General features: G+C 67.9%; 15 protein-coding genes and 2 pseudogenes. 7 read left to right on the top strand and 10 right to left on the bottom strand.

Annotation, left to right across the window (positions count from 1 at the left end; translation table 11 throughout):
* The 5 genes and pseudogenes from L1892_RS24050 to L1892_RS24030 form a co-directional block, all read right to left on the bottom strand.
* Window positions 1–125, bottom strand: a pseudogene (locus tag L1892_RS24050) (IS607 family transposase); the annotation flags it as partial.
* 82 nt (window positions 126–207) lie between these two features.
* Window positions 208–1440: an SAM-dependent methyltransferase gene (locus L1892_RS24045; protein WP_235726285.1), complete on the bottom strand. Its 1233-nt coding sequence runs from the start codon at window positions 1438–1440 to the stop codon at window positions 208–210.
* Between the two features lie 113 nt (window positions 1441–1553).
* A complete protein-coding gene (locus L1892_RS24040; protein WP_235726284.1) occupies window positions 1554–1907 on the bottom strand; it encodes a Fe-S protein in 354 nt (117 codons plus the stop codon).
* 83 nt (window positions 1908–1990) lie between these two features.
* On the bottom strand, window positions 1991–3367 hold the full coding sequence (locus L1892_RS24035) for a diacylglycerol/lipid kinase family protein (protein ID WP_235726283.1): 1377 nt from the start codon (window positions 3365–3367) through the stop codon (window positions 1991–1993).
* A 13-nt stretch (window positions 3368–3380) separates the two neighbouring features.
* Window positions 3381–3842, bottom strand: coding sequence for a PNPOx family protein (locus tag L1892_RS24030; RefSeq protein ID WP_235726282.1), 462 nt, complete (start codon window positions 3840–3842; stop codon window positions 3381–3383).
* A gap of 121 nt (window positions 3843–3963) precedes the next feature.
* On the opposite strand from L1892_RS24030, the gene cynS reads away from it, so the two are divergent.
* Together cynS and L1892_RS24020 are read left to right on the top strand one after the other, a co-directional pair.
* Window positions 3964–4416 carry a cyanase gene (cynS, locus tag L1892_RS24025; RefSeq protein WP_235726281.1) on the top strand — a complete coding sequence of 151 codons (453 nt, stop codon included), beginning with the start codon at window positions 3964–3966 and terminating at the stop codon, window positions 4414–4416.
* A 105-nt stretch (window positions 4417–4521) separates the two neighbouring features.
* Window positions 4522–5943 carry a purine-cytosine permease family protein gene (locus L1892_RS24020; protein ID WP_235726280.1) on the top strand — a complete coding sequence of 474 codons (1422 nt, stop codon included), beginning with the start codon at window positions 4522–4524 and terminating at the stop codon, window positions 5941–5943.
* A 23-nt stretch (window positions 5944–5966) separates the two neighbouring features.
* Here L1892_RS24020 and L1892_RS24015 read toward each other — a convergent pair whose 3' ends face one another.
* A complete protein-coding gene (locus tag L1892_RS24015; protein ID WP_235726288.1) occupies window positions 5967–7505 on the bottom strand; it encodes a PucR family transcriptional regulator in 1539 nt (512 codons plus the stop codon).
* 90 nt (window positions 7506–7595) lie between these two features.
* On the opposite strand from L1892_RS24015, the gene L1892_RS24010 reads away from it, so the two are divergent.
* Window positions 7596–8105 (top strand): nucleoside deaminase, encoded by a 510-nt coding sequence (locus tag L1892_RS24010; protein WP_235726279.1) that lies wholly within the window; start codon window positions 7596–7598, stop codon window positions 8103–8105.
* On the top strand, window positions 8102–9073 hold the full coding sequence (locus L1892_RS24005) for an isopenicillin N synthase family dioxygenase (protein WP_235726278.1): 972 nt from the start codon (window positions 8102–8104) through the stop codon (window positions 9071–9073). Before L1892_RS24010 ends, L1892_RS24005 begins: the two co-directional genes overlap by 4 nt.
* A gap of 99 nt (window positions 9074–9172) precedes the next feature.
* Here the strand turns inward: L1892_RS24005 and L1892_RS24000 are convergent, their stop codons facing one another.
* Entirely contained in the window at window positions 9173–10429 is a 1257-nt protein-coding gene (locus tag L1892_RS24000; protein WP_235726287.1) for a S1C family serine protease, read from the bottom strand.
* 294 nt (window positions 10430–10723) lie between these two features.
* Entirely contained in the window at window positions 10724–11320 is a 597-nt protein-coding gene (locus L1892_RS23995; RefSeq protein ID WP_235726277.1) for a TetR/AcrR family transcriptional regulator, read from the bottom strand.
* 251 nt (window positions 11321–11571) lie between these two features.
* Here L1892_RS23995 and L1892_RS23990 point away from each other — a divergent pair, with 251 nt between their 5' ends.
* Window positions 11572–12540 carry an oxygenase MpaB family protein gene (locus L1892_RS23990; RefSeq protein WP_235726286.1) on the top strand — a complete coding sequence of 323 codons (969 nt, stop codon included), beginning with the start codon at window positions 11572–11574 and terminating at the stop codon, window positions 12538–12540.
* Window positions 12541–12583: 43 nt separating this feature from the next.
* Here the strand turns inward: L1892_RS23990 and L1892_RS23985 are convergent, their stop codons facing one another.
* Window positions 12584–13288 carry a guanylate cyclase gene (locus tag L1892_RS23985; protein ID WP_235726276.1) on the bottom strand — a complete coding sequence of 235 codons (705 nt, stop codon included), beginning with the start codon at window positions 13286–13288 and terminating at the stop codon, window positions 12584–12586.
* A gap of 34 nt (window positions 13289–13322) precedes the next feature.
* On the opposite strand from L1892_RS23985, the gene L1892_RS23980 reads away from it, so the two are divergent.
* Both L1892_RS23980 and L1892_RS23975 read left to right on the top strand, forming a co-directional pair.
* Window positions 13323–13508: a hypothetical protein gene (locus L1892_RS23980; RefSeq protein ID WP_235726275.1), complete on the top strand. Its 186-nt coding sequence runs from the start codon at window positions 13323–13325 to the stop codon at window positions 13506–13508.
* Entirely contained in the window at window positions 13505–14557 is a 1053-nt protein-coding gene (locus L1892_RS23975; protein ID WP_235726274.1) for a PHP domain-containing protein, read from the top strand. Before L1892_RS23980 ends, L1892_RS23975 begins: the two co-directional genes overlap by 4 nt.
* Window positions 14558–14599: 42 nt before the next feature.
* Here L1892_RS23975 and L1892_RS23970 read toward each other — a convergent pair.
* Window positions 14600–14992, bottom strand: a pseudogene (locus L1892_RS23970) (ABC transporter permease); the annotation flags it as partial.
* Window positions 14993–15110: the final 118 nt, after the last annotated feature.

Below are 15110 nucleotides of genomic sequence, written 5' to 3'. Positions count from 1 at the left end.
TGCGCCGACAACGCCGCTTCGAGGTACTCCACCCCGAACCGCGCCAGACGATCACGATGCTCCACAACCACCACACTGACAGACGGGTCCGACAACACCCGCCGAATCTTGGGGCGCTTCCCGTGCGGTGCGGTGTTCACCCCATCGCTGTCCAGGTGCGAGAACGCGCCACATCCCGATGGGGGAGCGCGGTCCGCGTCCAGGACGTCAGGCGGGTCGCTGCGCAGTGATCTGGTCGACCCCCATCCGGCCGTCACGGAATGCCATCCGTCCGCCGACCAGGTACAGCCGCCACACACGCGCCATCTCCTCGCCGACGAGGTCGACGAGGAGTGCCCAGTTCTTCTCGAAGGTCTCGTACCAGGCGTCGACGGTCCGGACGTAGTGTTCGCGCATCGCCTCGACGTCGCGGGTCTCGAGGCCGGCCGCCTCGAGGAGATCGACGGTACGGCCGATCGGGCGCATGTACATGTCCGGGGCGATGAACGCCTCGATGAACGGGCCGCCGCCCGGGTGATTGCCCGCAGGCCGCGACATCTGTTGGATACAGACGAGCCCGCCGGGAACAACCTTGTCGGACAGGGTCTGTGCATAGACAGGGTAGTTGCGTTGACCCACGTGCTCGCCCATCTCGATCGAGGCGACCGCATCGAATCCGCGGTCGGGGATGGCGCGGTAGTCCTGGACCCGGATATCGACGAGGTCGCCCAGTCCACGCGCGGTCACCCGAGCGTCGATGAAGGCCTTTTGCTCGCGCGAGATCGTGACGCCGACGACGTGCGCACCGAACCGTTCGGCGGCGTGCAGACTGAGCGATCCCCAGCCGCAACCGACGTCCAGCAGGCGCATCCCGGGGCGTGTGTCGAGTCTGACCTTGCGGCAGACCCGGTCGAGTTTGTCGGTCTGGGCGTCGGCCAGACCGTAGCCGGGTTCGTTCGATGTCCAGTAGGCGCTCGAGTACGCCATGTGCTCGTCGAGGATGAGGGCGTAGAACTCGTTGGACAGATCGTAGTGATGGCTGATGGCGGCGCGGTCTCGCGCGGGCGAATGTCGCCGTCCGCGGATCGACGCCTGCGATTTCGGGTTTGCCGGTGGCAGGCCGAGAACCCCCAGGGAGCGTGCGAGTCGTATGACGTCGAGGATCGACCGCGGGCTGAGTCGCAGAGAGCTGAGCCCGCGCTCGTGGGCCACCGTCCACAGATGCGTCAAGGTGGCATCGAGGTCGTCGCGGACGTCGATCTCACCGGTCACATACGCCTGCGCCACACCGAGTTCGCCGGGATGCCAGAGCAGTCGGCGCAGGGCCTCGGGTCGGTAGATCACCACGCGCGGAGCGTCGCCGGGTCCGGCCGAACTGCCGTCCCACGCGGTGAGATGCACCGGCAACGGACCGTTGGTGTGCCGTTCGACGACGTCGGCGATCGCGGTTGCGACAGTCATGACCCTCCTTGTCACACACCCGCCGCGGCGATTCCGGCCGAGGTGTTACCGGGAGTTCGGTGCCGACCGGTGCGCGGATGGGCGCCGTGACCGGGTGCGTCTGGGGTCGTGGCCTACCAGATGACGGCGACGCCGGCCGCGGACACCGATAACAGCCCGGCCGCGACGAACAGCGCGCGCGGCACCGGCTGTCCGGTTCGACGTTGCCGGGCGCTGCCGATGCCGAGTACGGCGCCCAGCGCGAGCAGGAGGACCAGTTTGACGCCGATCTTGGTGTAGTTGAGGTCGATTCCTTCCGGCCAGGGCGCGGCCAGTGCCAGACCGGTCAGCAGTGACAGCAGCAGGCCGTACTCCATCGGCCGGGTGAACCGGAACCGTTGCGCCGCCGCCTCGGCGACCCAGGCACCGAAGGTGATCGCGAAGCCGACGATGTGCATCAGGACAACGACGTTGCGTAGTAGATCCACGCCGTCAGCGTACCCGAGTCGGACATCGGCACATCGGTGATCTGCGGGAGCGCCCATGACCTGCGTAGGCGGGGCGGCACCGGTCAGAGTCGAGGGACGCGTCCCGCCGCCATGTCCACCAGCGCTCGGACGTTCACGTCGCGTGCCTGCCGACGTGCGGCGATGACCTCGTTGTCGGCCGGTACCAGTAGGCGCAGGCCGCGCGGATGCGATCGAATTGTCATCGGGGTCGTGAGGTCGACGGCCTCGCCGTCGATACCGGCGGCCGCATGACCGCTGCGCGACCGGATCTCGACCGATCCGGCGGTGAATTCGTGCCAGAACGGGCTGGTCTTGCGGAGGCCCAGAGCCGATCGGGTCATCAGTCGGGCGGCCTCGGCCGCCGTGGACGTGGACACCGCGATCACCCCGAGGGCGCCGGTGTCCATCCGGCGGCGGGTCGCGGCGTCCAGAGACGTGGATGCGACGTAGGGATTGTTGGACACCAGGATCACGAAAGCACCGTCGACGTCGCGTCCGGACGGGGCAGTGAACTGTAGATCGAACGGACGGGCGGTGGGGCCCAACAGATCAGGCAGCATCGCCGCAGCGGTCTGGGCCTTGTCGGCGCGATAGGACTCTTCGGCGATGATGGTCGCATACACCCCGAGGGACACGTTGTTGACGAACAGGCGGCCGTTGACCGTGCCGTAGTCGACCCGCCGTTCCACCGCGTCTGTGAACGCGCGCAGGGTGTGGCGCGGGTCGTCGCGGTCCAGACCCAGGTCCAGTGCGAAATGATTTCGGGTGCCGGCGCTGATACAGACGAATGGCAGATCGTGTTCGACGGCGACGGCCGCGACGATCGCCTGCGAACCGTCACCGCCGGCCATGCCAAGGCAGTCGGCGCCGGCGGCCACCGCGTCGTGGGCGAGCTGTTCCAGATCGTCGCCGGGCTCGAGTTCAACAGTTTCGACACCGAGTTCCGCTGCGGCCGAACGTAGCCCGAACCTCTCGACCTTGCCGTCGCCGGATCGGGGATTGCAGATGAGGACTGGCCGCTGCGGCCGATGGGATTGCTGACGACGGTCAAGCGCGTGCAGGTCGGCGGCCAGTGCGAAGCGTGCACTCGCCACCGCCACACCGAGGAGCCCGACCGCGGCCAGAAGGCGCAGGATCATCGCGTCGGCGGCGATGAGCGCATGCGCCATCGCCCAGGTCATGACGACGAACCCCGCGACGATCGCCGCCAAACCCCACAGCCGCCGCCGGTCGCGCTCGGTCACCACCCACCAGGCGCCACCGACGGCCAGTCCGAGACCGCCGACGGTGGCGACAAGGGCCGGTGCGTTGTGGATCACGAAAGCAAGTGATGCCACCCCGAACACGACCAGTCCGATGAGTGCGGTCAGGGCGGCAGCCCGGTGTCGGAGATCGGGCCGATGGGTGAGGTTGCTGCGTTGGCTCCGTTGCTCGTCCATCTGCACCGATCGGTCAGTGGGGCGTGAGGCGGAACGAGCGGGCTCCCGCCCGCCATGCTGTGCGTAGATCGGTCTCGCTGGGGTTGCCGTGCGCATCGAGCTCGATCTCGTTGAACTTCGCGAACTGCGGATTGTCGCGGCACAGCATGGCGTAGTGGGCGACCACGTCTGCCTCGTCGGTGAAGGCCTCGACGTCGGCGGTCCGTCGGCTGCCTTGCAGCCGCAGCTCGACTCGACCGCCACTGTGCAGGTTTCGGCTCCAGGCGAACGGGGTGCCGATCAGCAATGACGAATCGACGCGGGAATAGGCGACCGGCAGGGTGTATCGCCGGCCGGACTTACGGCCCACCAGATACAGGGTGATCAACCGGCCACTCACCACGCGATGCAGTCCCGGCGTGGCGAGCAGGCCTCGGACAATGCGGTTCGCGACATTCTGCATCGGCATCTTCTGCGGCCCTGGTGGACTGGTCACGACAGTCAGCGTACCCACCGGGTGGTTGGCCGGTGGCCGGTCGCCGGGGCGTCGTGTGGCGGATGCCGCCGGTACCCCGCAAGGTGGACAAGACAGTGAACCCGAACCGAGGAGTGAGTAGATGACCGCCCCGATCATGCCCAAGTCCGACGCCGCCGAACTGATCGTCGCCGCCCGAATCCGGCAGGGACTGAAGTGGTCCGAGATCGCCGAGCGCATCGACGCGCCGCTGGTGTGGACCGTCGCCGCCTTGCTCGGACAGCACCCGGTGCCGGCGGAGAAAGCAGCTGTCGTGGTCGAGGTCCTCGGACTCGGCGAAGGAGTCGCCGAGAGTCTCACCCGTCAGCCGACGCGGATCGCCGACGACGCGGTCGCCACGGACCCGACGATCTACCGTTTCCACGAGGCGTTGGCCGTGTATGGCCCGGCGCTCAAGGAACTCATCCACGAGGAGTTCGGCGACGGGATCATGAGCGCGATCAACTTCAAGGTCGACGTGGCACGCCGTGCCGACCCCGACGGCGACCGCGTCGTGGTGACGTTCGACGGGAAGTTTCTCGACTATCGGTGGTGACGTCGCGGCCGGCCATGCAGATGTGCGATCTGTCCTTCGCGACCGCCGCTGCAGTCGACAGTTCGTCAGTTGAATCGGCGACGTCGCGGGCAGCAGAGTTACGCCATGATCATCGGCGCACCCACCGAGCATCCCGACCCGGACGCCACCGCCCTGCACGTCGGCTATCGCGACAAGGTCCTGGCCGTCGAGCCCGGCGGAAACGAACCGATCCCGTTGGCGGCCCGACACGGCAGGCCCCGCGGACTGTTCTGGACGTGGACCGCGCCCAACCTCGAGTTCGCGACGATCTTCGTCGGCATCATCTCGGTTCTCTACTTCGGACTGTCGTTCTGGCAGGCGGTTGCCGCGATGGCGCTGGGCAACCTGCTCGGCGCCATCGCGCACTTCCTGCTGTCGGCCGAGGGGCCGTTGCACGGCGTACCCCAGATGGTTTTGGGGCGACTGGCCTTCGGTTACCGCGGCAATATCCTGCCGGCCACCTTCATGGCCGTGATGTGTGGTGTCGGCTGGTTCGCGACCAACAGCGTCAGCGGCGCCTTCGCACTGTCCACGCTGTTCGGGCTCACACCGCTGACTGCTCTGGTCGTGATCGTGGTGCTGCAAACAGCTTTCGCGTTCTTCGGACACAACCTCGTGCAGCGTTTCGAACGGCTCGCGGCGCCGGTGTTGGCGATCGTCTTCGTGATCGGCGCGGTGATCATCTTCAGCAAGTCCGATGTCGCGGCACCCGCGGCCGACGGCGGTTTCTCCCTGGGTGGCTTCCTGCTCACCGTCGGTGCCGCCTTCGGCTACACCGCCGGCTGGACACCGTATGCCGCCGACTACACGCGGTACCTGCCGCCGACCGTGTCGAAGGTGCAGACCGGCCTGTTCGCCTCGGCCGGACTGTTCGCGTCGTGCACCTTCCTGATGGTGGTGGGCGCCGCCTCGGTCACCATCGGCGATCCGGTGTCAGAGAACCCGACCGAAGCGTTCACCGCGAACCTGCCGTCGGCGATCGCCGATCTGACCCTGCTCGCGATCGCGGTCGGTGCGGTGGCGGCCAATGCCATCAACGTGTACTCGGGCGCCATGGCATTCGTGACGATGGGATTCACGCTTCCGGTGGGCCTGCAGCGGGCGTTGGTCACCGTGTTCTTCGGCGTGGTCGGCTTCGCCGTCGCATGGTGGGCGCTGGCCGACGCCGCCGCATCCTATGAGGCGTTCCTGTTGCTGGTCGCCTACTGGATCGGTCCGTGGCTCGGCGTGGTCTTCGCCGATCGCCTGCTGCGTCGCGACCCACCGCCGCTGACGCTGCTCTACGACACGGGTTACCGAAACCGTGGTGGTGTGGTGGCGTTCGTGATCGCCCTGGCCGGGTCGCTGTTGTTGTTCTGCAATCAGGAGAAGTTCGTCGGGTTCGTGGTCCGGGCGGTACCCGAACTCGGTGACATCGGGGCGTTCGTCGGATTCGTGGTGGCCTTCGTCGGCTATCTGATCCTCGCCCGTGATCGCGTCGCCCGATCGCAGCAGATGTACCGCTGAACAGACGCATCGTTCGGGCGCTGTCACCGGTCGGCGCGGTGCACCCCGATCGCCAGCAGCATCGAGGCGGCGACGTCGGGTTCGGTGGGGTCAAAACCCAACACCGCGCGGATGCGGTCCAGGCGCTGGTACATACTCTGCCGCCCGATGTGCAAGATCTGCGCGGATCTGGTTGCGCTGCACCCATGGCGCAGATGGGTGTCCAGGGTGGTCACCAGTGGCCCGCCGTGGCGTCGGTCGTGGGTCACCAGTGGCGCCAGCAGGGCGGTGAGTTCGGCGCGGACCTCCGCGCCGATCGTATGGGCGGCGGCATCGGCGAGTAGTTCCCGGCCGGTGAACACGCGTCGGGCGGGAGCGTCGCGACGCAGCGTGTCCGCCAGGGCGATCCGTTCACCGCACCGGCGAAGCGAGACGGTCAGCGCGCTCGACAGACCGGCACCGGGGGCGGAGTCGTCGAAGCCGGTGGCTTCCCCGACGACGAACGTGGAGCGTGTCGCGGCACTGCCGGCCTTTTCGAGTGCCCGCGCCGTCTGGCCCACCGGGTCCGGCGCCGAAGGCACCACGATGAGGCCGTACACCGTCGCATCGACCGTCGCCTGCACCAGGCCACCCAGCGCGCCACCAGTCCGCGCGAGCGCGGACTCGGCCATCCGCGGATCGGGTGCTTCGGCGGCCACCGGCACCACCAGAGATGAATCCCGAACACCCACACCGGAACTGACCAGACGAGCGAGCAGATCCGCGCGACGGATGGGGCGGCCGTCGACGATTTCCTCGACCAACCGGGCCCCAACGGCCGAACCGCGAGTGCCGGCTCGTGTGAGCGCCGCGGCGAGCGGGCCGGCGGCCAGGTCGAGCAGCGCCTCAGCCCGACTGCCGGACCTGTGGCTGCCACCGGCCACCAATCGGCCGATCTCCCGGCCCCGCACGGTGATCGTGACCGACGCCGGGGCGCCATCGACGATCCGCCAGGCCGCCCGATCGTCGTCGACACCATGGGCAGCGAGCAGTGCCCCCTGCGATCCGATCAACACGATGGGGGAGCCGATCGCGTCGGCGAGGTGTCCGAGCATCCCGGCCACCCCGCCGGATGAGGTCAACTCGGCGTGCAGGGCTGCGTCGAGTCGGGTGCGCAACCGCAGGTCGTCGACCTCCGCCGAGACGATCGCCGTGTTCGCTCGTCGGCACACCTCGATGAATGGCTGCACTCGACGGAGTTCGATGATCGGCAGGCGGCACGCCGAGCCCTCGCGGACCATCTCGTCGGGGATCGCGTCGAAGGTACGCCCGATCTCGAAGGCGAGACCGGCCACACCGCGCTCCGCGAGATCACGGACGTAGTGTCTGCGGGTGCCGGCGTCGAGACCGGCGAGGCCCAGGCCGGTGGTGAGCAGCAATTCGCCACCGGAGAGCAGCGGACCGATCTCGAAGATCTCACTGGAATGCACCCAGCCCACCGGCCGATCGAGGCGATCGTGTGCGGTCAGAACATGCGGATCGGCGCCGTCGAGATGATGCTCGAGAACATCTCGCAGACACAACGACACCGGAGAGGCAGCCACCACCGGAATGACGATATGCCCGTAGCCGCGGCAGTGCAGGGCGACGAAGTGTCGGTTGTCTGCGAGCCGAACCGGCGGCAGGCTCGGAGCATGGACATCCGCACCGACCCGTTTGCCGATCTGGATCCGATGGCTCTGCTCGACACCGCCTTCCGGCAAGCACAACTGGGCTTGGCCGAAGGGGGCATCCCGATCGGTGCCGCTCTGTTCCGGGCGGACGGAACACTGCTCGGCGAGGGGCGCAATCGACGGATCCAGCACGACGACCCGTCCGTGCACGGCGAGACCGACGCCTTTCGGGCGGCGGGTCGACAACGTGACTACTCGTCGACGGTGATGGTGACCACGCTCGCGCCCTGCTGGTACTGCAGCGGTTTGATCCGTCAGTTCGGGATCGGCGCCGTGATCATCGGCGAGAACCGGACGTTCAGTGGTGGACAGGACTGGCTGGCGGATCTCGGCGTCGCGGTGACCATCGTCGACGACAGCAGGTGTGTGGCGATGATGACCGATTTCATCGCCGCCCACCCCGCGGTGTGGAACGAGGACATCGGCGTGGCCGACACCCCGATCGTGAAGTCGGCAGGAGGCCGGGCATGAGTGACGGTCCCATCCTCACCGTCGATCTCGATGATTGGCGGGCCGGCGGTGCCGCGGCCGACCGGGTGTGCGCCGCCGTCGACGAATCGCTGCAGCAGGCGGGCTTTCTGCTGGTACGCGGGCACGGCATCGATCCCGCTCTGCCCACTTCGCTGCGGGCGGCCGCTCGCAGCTTCTTCGCCATGTCTACCGAGGTCAAGGGACAGTACGCCGTGACGGTGGGCGGGCGTGGCTGGATCGGCCCCGGGATGGAGGCCAACGGCTACGCCGAGGGCACCGACACACCGCCGGATCTCAAGGAGACCTACAACTGCGGCGCCCAGACGCCGGTCGGCATACCCGGGGTCGACGACTACTGGTTCGCCCCCGACGTCTGGCCGGCCGAGACGCCGGATCTGCGCGGCTTGTTCACCGACTGGACCGGCCAGGTCAAGCAACTCTGCGACGACCTGCTCGCCCTGATGGCGGCAGCTCTCGGTTTCGGTCCGGGCGCCAATCCGTTTCACGGGCTCGCCGGCAATGCCACGTGGACGTCGAACATCAACCACTATCCGGCGGCGAGGGTGGTGGGACCGCCGGAGCCGGGGCAGTTCCGGATCGGCCCGCACACCGACTTCGGCACCGTGACCGTGTTGGATCGCGAACCCGGCGCCGGTGGGTTGCAGGTGTACAGCGACGAGGGCGGATGGGCCGACGCCCCCTTCGATCCCGAGGCGCTCACCATCAACATCGGCGACCTGCTCGAATACTGGTCCGGTGGGCGCTGGCCCGCCGGACGCCATCGTGTGCTGCCGCCGCATCCCGACGCGCCCGACGAGGATCTCGTGTCGCTGATCTTCTTCTACGAACTGAACCACGATGCGGTGGTCACGCCCATCTCGCCGCCACTGGGCAGGCGTCGCGGACTACCGCCGGTGGTCTCCGGCGACTTCATCCGTGAACGCCTCGACGCCATCACCGTGGGGTGACGTTCGGGTCGTAGCGGGAGCTGCGGATACAGGCTTTCCGGTGAGCGTAAACGGCTCCGCCGGTCACCGACCGACGGAGCCGCCCCGTTCCCCGGGGTATCAGGGCACGAGTCCGCCGAACCCGCCGCCGCCGAACGGAATCCGAGGCTGATTCGACTGTCCGCCGGACTCGGGAATGGTGGTCTCCTGCTTGTCCACCGCGCTGCCGAGCTTCACCTGCACGGTCCGCGCGTCACTGCCGGAACCCACGGTGACCGAGACGGTCTCGCCGGGGGTGTGAGTCAGGATCTGCGCCATCAGGTCGGCGTAGTTGCTGATGGGCGTGTCGCCTATCTTGGTGATGACGTCACCCTGCTTGATGCCCGCTTGATCGGCCGCACCACCGGACTGCACCGACGAGATCTGCGCGCCCTCGGCCGCGCTGTCGGTCGCGGTGAGTGAACCGGACACGCCGAGTACGGGTTTGGTCGCCTGGCCGTCCTGGAGCAGTTCGTTGCCGATCCGCTTGGCGGTGTTGACCGGGATTGCGAAACCGAGGCCGTAGGCCTGCACGCCGCCGCTGGCCGCCTGCCCGGTGTCGACCGCTGAGTTCACGCCGACGACCTGGCCCTTCAGATTCACCAGTGGCCCACCGGAATTGCCGGGGTTGATCGGTGTGTCGGTCTGCAGGCCGTTGTACACGGTCACACCCGAACCACTTTCGTCGGCGGCGGTCACCGTGCGCGACAACGCGCTGACGATTCCCGAGGTGACCGTGTTGGAGAGGTTCTCCGGACTGCCGACTGCGACGACCTGCTCGCCGACCTGCAGCCCGTCGGAGTCACCGAGCGCAGCCGGTGTGAGCCCGGATGCGCCGTCGAGTTTGATGACCGCGAGATCGTAGGAGGGCGAAGTGCCGGTCACCTCGGCCCCGTAGGTCTTCCCGTCGCTGGTGGTGACCTGGATCGTGCTCCCGTTGCCGGCCATGGCGACCACGTGGTTGTTGGTCAGCACATAGCCGTCGGGGGACAACACGACGCCGCTGCCGACGGCCGAGCCCTGCGCGCCGGCCACCTTGATGTCGGCAGTCGACTTCGAGGCGATCTGGGCGGCGTAGGTGACCGAACCGGGCTTGACGTCGGCGGCGTTGTTCGCGGTGTCCGGCGCAGAACTGAGCACCGGCACCGACCCGGAGCCGTCGTTGTTCAGCAGCGCGCTGCCTCCGACGCCCACTACGCCACCGAGCAGGCCGGCGAGCAGTGCGGTCACGACGATCGGCTTGGTGACGCCGGAACGGGGACGATTCGGCGCACTGGCCGGTTGCGTCACTGCCACGTGCGGAGGTGCGCCGTGTGTCATCGGATAGGTGCTCGACATCGGGTCGTGCGCCCAAGGCTGGTGGTGGCCGGGCGGATACGGCTGCTGTTGTGCGGCAAAGGGAGTGGTCACCGGTTCGGTGAGGTGTTCGGTGTCGGGGGCGGAGTCGGCAGCGCCGTGCTCGCGGTGTCCGTCACCCGAATCGGCGGGAGGAGTTTGGTTCACGAGCCCACGATGCCTGCCCAGGATGAGAGGATCTCAAGAATCGGGCTGCGGATTCGCTGGCAATTCGCTGGCCGAAATCTCAGGTAAATCGGAGATTCTCGGCTGCTGTGTGGCGCGGGCCGGGTGACCTCACCGAAGAACGAATGCCACCGCCCGCTCCACGACGGCGTCGAGATCCTCGCCGAGGTTGCCCGCCAGCCATTGCTGGGCGAGTTCGGCCATCGCCCCGGTGAACATGGTGGCACCGGTGTGCAGGCTGAGGGGATCGCGCGCCGAGCGCGACGACGCTGTCTCGGCGACAACCAGTTCGGTGAGCAGGTCCTGGGTGGCCGTGCGCCGTGCGGACAGGACCGGGTGGGCGCGCCCCTCGGTGAACAGGATCCGGCCGCATCGGGGGTCGTCGGAACCGAACCCGAGGACAGCCCGGATCCCGGCGGCCGTGCGTGATCGTACCGATGTGTCAGTCGCCGACATAGCCTCTTCCACGCGGGTGGCGAGCCGTCCGGCGATCATGTCGTAGGCCGCGCCCAGTAGTTCGTCGGTGTCGGAGAAACTCTCGTAGAAGTAGCGGGTATTGAGGCCGCACGCGCGACAGACCGAGCGCACCGACAGTCCGGCGGCGCCCTCGGCGCCGAACACCTCGAAGGCCGCGTCGATCAACAACGCACGGCGCTCGATCCGGCGGTCGGTCAGCGGCACTCCTGCCCAACGGGTTGGTGTCGACATCGCATCAGCCTACGTCGCGCCCGATCCTCGTCCCAACGAAGTCTGGTCACGACTGTCACCAGAAAGTAGGGTGGAGCGCAACGGTCCACCGCCGACTACCGGAAGGACGTGCGATGTCGCCGACGCTCACCGCCCCCTCGATCCCGAATGCCCTATCCATCCCGAATGCCCTATTTATCCCGAATGCACTGCCCATCCCGAAAGGGCTGTCGTTAACCAATCTGGCGCCCTTCCCGCTGCCGCATCAGCTGATGGGGCTGTGGCTCAACGGCCGCTTCGACGAGATGGTCCGCGCGAAGTTCTTTCGCGGCATGCAGTTCGACGAACCGCACGGCGATCCGGGGTGGTTCGGACCCGACAGTGCCACCTGGTACGTCCACCAGCACACGCCGGCGCTGATCTTCGGTTTGCAGTGCGCCTCCTATCTCGAGCGCCTCGATCCGAGCATCTTCTGGATGGGAGTGCATCATTCGCGCCTCGTGCAGAAGGCCGACGACGGCGAACCCACCGGACGGATCGATCCCGCCGGAGCGGCAGTGCGGCTCGGTCATTCGGTCGCGTTCTTCATCGGCACCGCCTACGGGTCGACCGAGACGGCCGAACGCCTCGCCCGGACGGTGCGGGCGATGCACCACACGATCAAGGGAACCCGCCCCGACGGTCTGGCCTACGACGCCGACGATCCGGACTGGCTGCGGTGGAACTACGCCACCGTGGTGTGGGGAATCGCCACCGCGCACGAGATCTATCATCCGCGGCCGTTGCGGGGCGCCGAACTCGACCGCTATTACGGCGAGTTCGTCCGCGTCGGGCATGCCTTGGGTGGCGTCGACCTGCCCACCACGAAGGCCGACACGCTCGCCTGTCTGGAGGAGTACCTACCGAGGCTGGCGCTCACCCATGGAAACGCCGTGGCCACCGGCGTGAATCTGACCAATCAAGCACAGGCCGCGGTGGACTGGGCGATCCGTGACACCATGCCGCAGTGGGCGGCGCAATTGGTGCTGCACCAACCGCCCAACCCCATCGAGCGCCGCGCGCGGCGCAGCGTCGTGTGGAGTGCACTGAACGGTCTGCAGGCGACCATGGGTGACCTGCCCGAGTACACCGCGGCGCGGGCACGGGTCGCCCACGGGGTCACCGTGGCGCACACCGAGTCGACGTACGTACCCGGCAGCGACCCGGAACTCGGCCGCGCGGAGGTCGAGGCCGCACTCTGATGCGGCGACGGCCTGCGTCGGTCGGACCGTTCGGCCCGCAGATCTACTTCGCCACCGCGATTTCCTCGCCGAGCGCGAACCCGGCTGTCATCGGTAGCTGATCGCCGCTCCAGAATCGGCCCGGATCGAACCACCGGGAATCCTTGTCGGCGTCGAGCAGGCCCATGTCGGTGTAGGTGATCGCGACCACCTCGGCGCAATACGCCGACTCGAGCCCGGTGTCGTGCGCGTGTCGTCGTGCCCGGCGCTCACGTGCCCGGCGGTCGAGGTACGGGATGCCGCGGACCACGTCGACGCTGTTGGGCATTCGGCCCCGAAACCATCGGCCGGCCAGCCGCGCCGTCGCCGGGAAGGGTGTCCCGTCCAGGCGGGCGATCGTGGTGAGCAGGCTGTCCTCCTGTGCGCGGGTGATGTCCGGGCTGAGCTGGCGCAGCCAACAATCCTGGTCGTAGCGATCCATCCACTGCCGGACGGCGTCATGCGCATCGTGCAGCTGGACTCCGCGATGGTGACGGCCGGTCCACACATCGGTCAGCCGGTCGCCGAGCTCGGCATGCCACAGCAACGGGGGCAGATCGTCGATCGCGACGGTCATCGCCACATGATTGACCGGCGCATTGGTGAGGGTCCGGATGGCCCGATCCGGCCCGGATCGGCCGCGGAACAGCCAGATATCGCCGGTGCGGGTCACATCCAGAGCCCGTTCGAGTTCGATGCCGGTGCCGCCGAGTTCCTCGCCTGTGCGCACGAGAGCAGCCTAGGGCAGCAACTATCCTCGAGCCATGCGCAACGCGTGGAAGTGGTTGGGACTCGCCGGTGCGGTCGGAGTGGCGGCCGGTGGAGTGGTGGTGGCCCGGGATCAACGACAGCGCAACGCCTACAGTGCCGACGACGTTCGCGAACGCCTGCATCGGCGGCACGGCCAGGCCCACGCGCCCGCCGATGATGCCGGCGGCGACCAACGGTGAGAGGTCTGCCGCCACTCGACGCCCCGGTGGAGCCGGTGACCGCACTGCGCCGAATCGCCTGGCTGCTCGAACGGGACCGGCAGAGTACCTATCGGGTGGAGGCATTCCGCCGCGCGGCGCGCGCGGCACACGAGGTCGGGCGAGACGAACTGCAGCGCCGTGCGGCGGCAGGAACCCTCACCGACATCGGTGGGATCGGTACGCGGACGGCGGCGGTGATTGCCGAGGCGGTGGCCGGTGGGTTACCCGAGTATCTGCGGCGGCTGCAGGACGCGGCGCCGGCGTCGTTGGCCGACGGCGGGCATGCGCTCTACGCGCGATTGCGCGGCGACCTGCATACCCACACCGATTGGAGCGACGGCGGCGCACCGTTGACCGAGATGGCTTCCGCAGCCGCAACCCTGGGGTTGGAGTGGCTGGCGATCACCGACCATTCGCCGCGGCTGACGGTCGCCAACGGACTCAGCGTGGCACGGTTGCGTGCCCAACTCGATGAGATCGACGCATACAACGACCAGTCCGACAGCGAGCTGCGCCTGCTGGCCGGTATCGAGGTCGACATCCTCGACGACGGCACACTCGATCAGACCACCGAGATGCTCGACCGACTCGACATCGTCACGGCATCGGTGCACTCCAAGCTGCGCATGGACGCGGCACCGATGACGCGTCGCCTGGTGACCGCGGTGAGCGATCCGCGCTGCAATGTGCTCGGCCATTGCACGGGCCGGCGGGTCGGGACCGGCCGGGGTGCCCGACCACCGTCGACATTCGACGCGCGAGAGGTGTTCGCAGCGTGCGCCGAGCACGGTACGGCCGTCGAGATCAACTCACGTCCCGAACGCGTCGATCCACCCGATGATCTCATCGAACTCGCGCGAGACATGGGCTGCCTGTTCGCGATCGACTCCGATGCCCATGCACCTGGTCAACTCGATTTCACCGCGCTGGGGGCGCATCGTGCGGTACAGCGGGGGATCGAGGCCGAACGCATCGTCACCACCTGGCCGGCAGACCGGGTGATCGAGTGGGCCGCGGCCCGCACCTGAGGTGCGGACCACGGCTCTTCCGGGCCGGCTCACGTGACCGGCTCACTTCACTTCCGAGCGCAGGACGCGGATCACTCCTAGCGTCAACGGGATGGCGATCCACACCATGGCGGACACGATCAGCCGCGCCCACTCGCCGCCGGTGGCCCAGTCGCCCGACTGGAACGGTGCGTTGGTCGACCCGGGGTCGAGCCACTGGCCCACGTTGTCGCCGAACCACGGCACGAGCTCGGTGAGCAGCATCAACGCGGTCGGCAGTGCGAAGTAGGCGACGATCGCGCCCGGCGTGTTCAGGATCAGCGCCGCGAAGCCGAATCCCAGGAGAAGGCCGAACATCTGGAGTACGAACGAGTTCAGCCCGGCGGCGGTGAACGACCACGCCCCGGCCGGATCGGTGTAGGCGATGTCGGCGACGATGTTGGCCAGCGCACCCAACCGTTGCCTTCTGGTGAGCAAACGTGAGCATTGCTGCTGTGTCTGCGGTGTCATCAGGCAGCCTCGCCTTGCGGTGAGGCGGTCCCCGTCTGACCAACACTGGTGGTGTTGTGCGGGG

Origin of the sequence: Gordonia tangerina (assembly GCF_021556435.1) — a bacterium.
Classification (GTDB): domain Bacteria; phylum Actinomycetota; class Actinomycetes; order Mycobacteriales; family Mycobacteriaceae; genus Gordonia; species Gordonia tangerina.
Note: the sequence above shows the minus strand (reverse complement) of the source record. Positions and strands in the feature narration are given on the sequence as shown.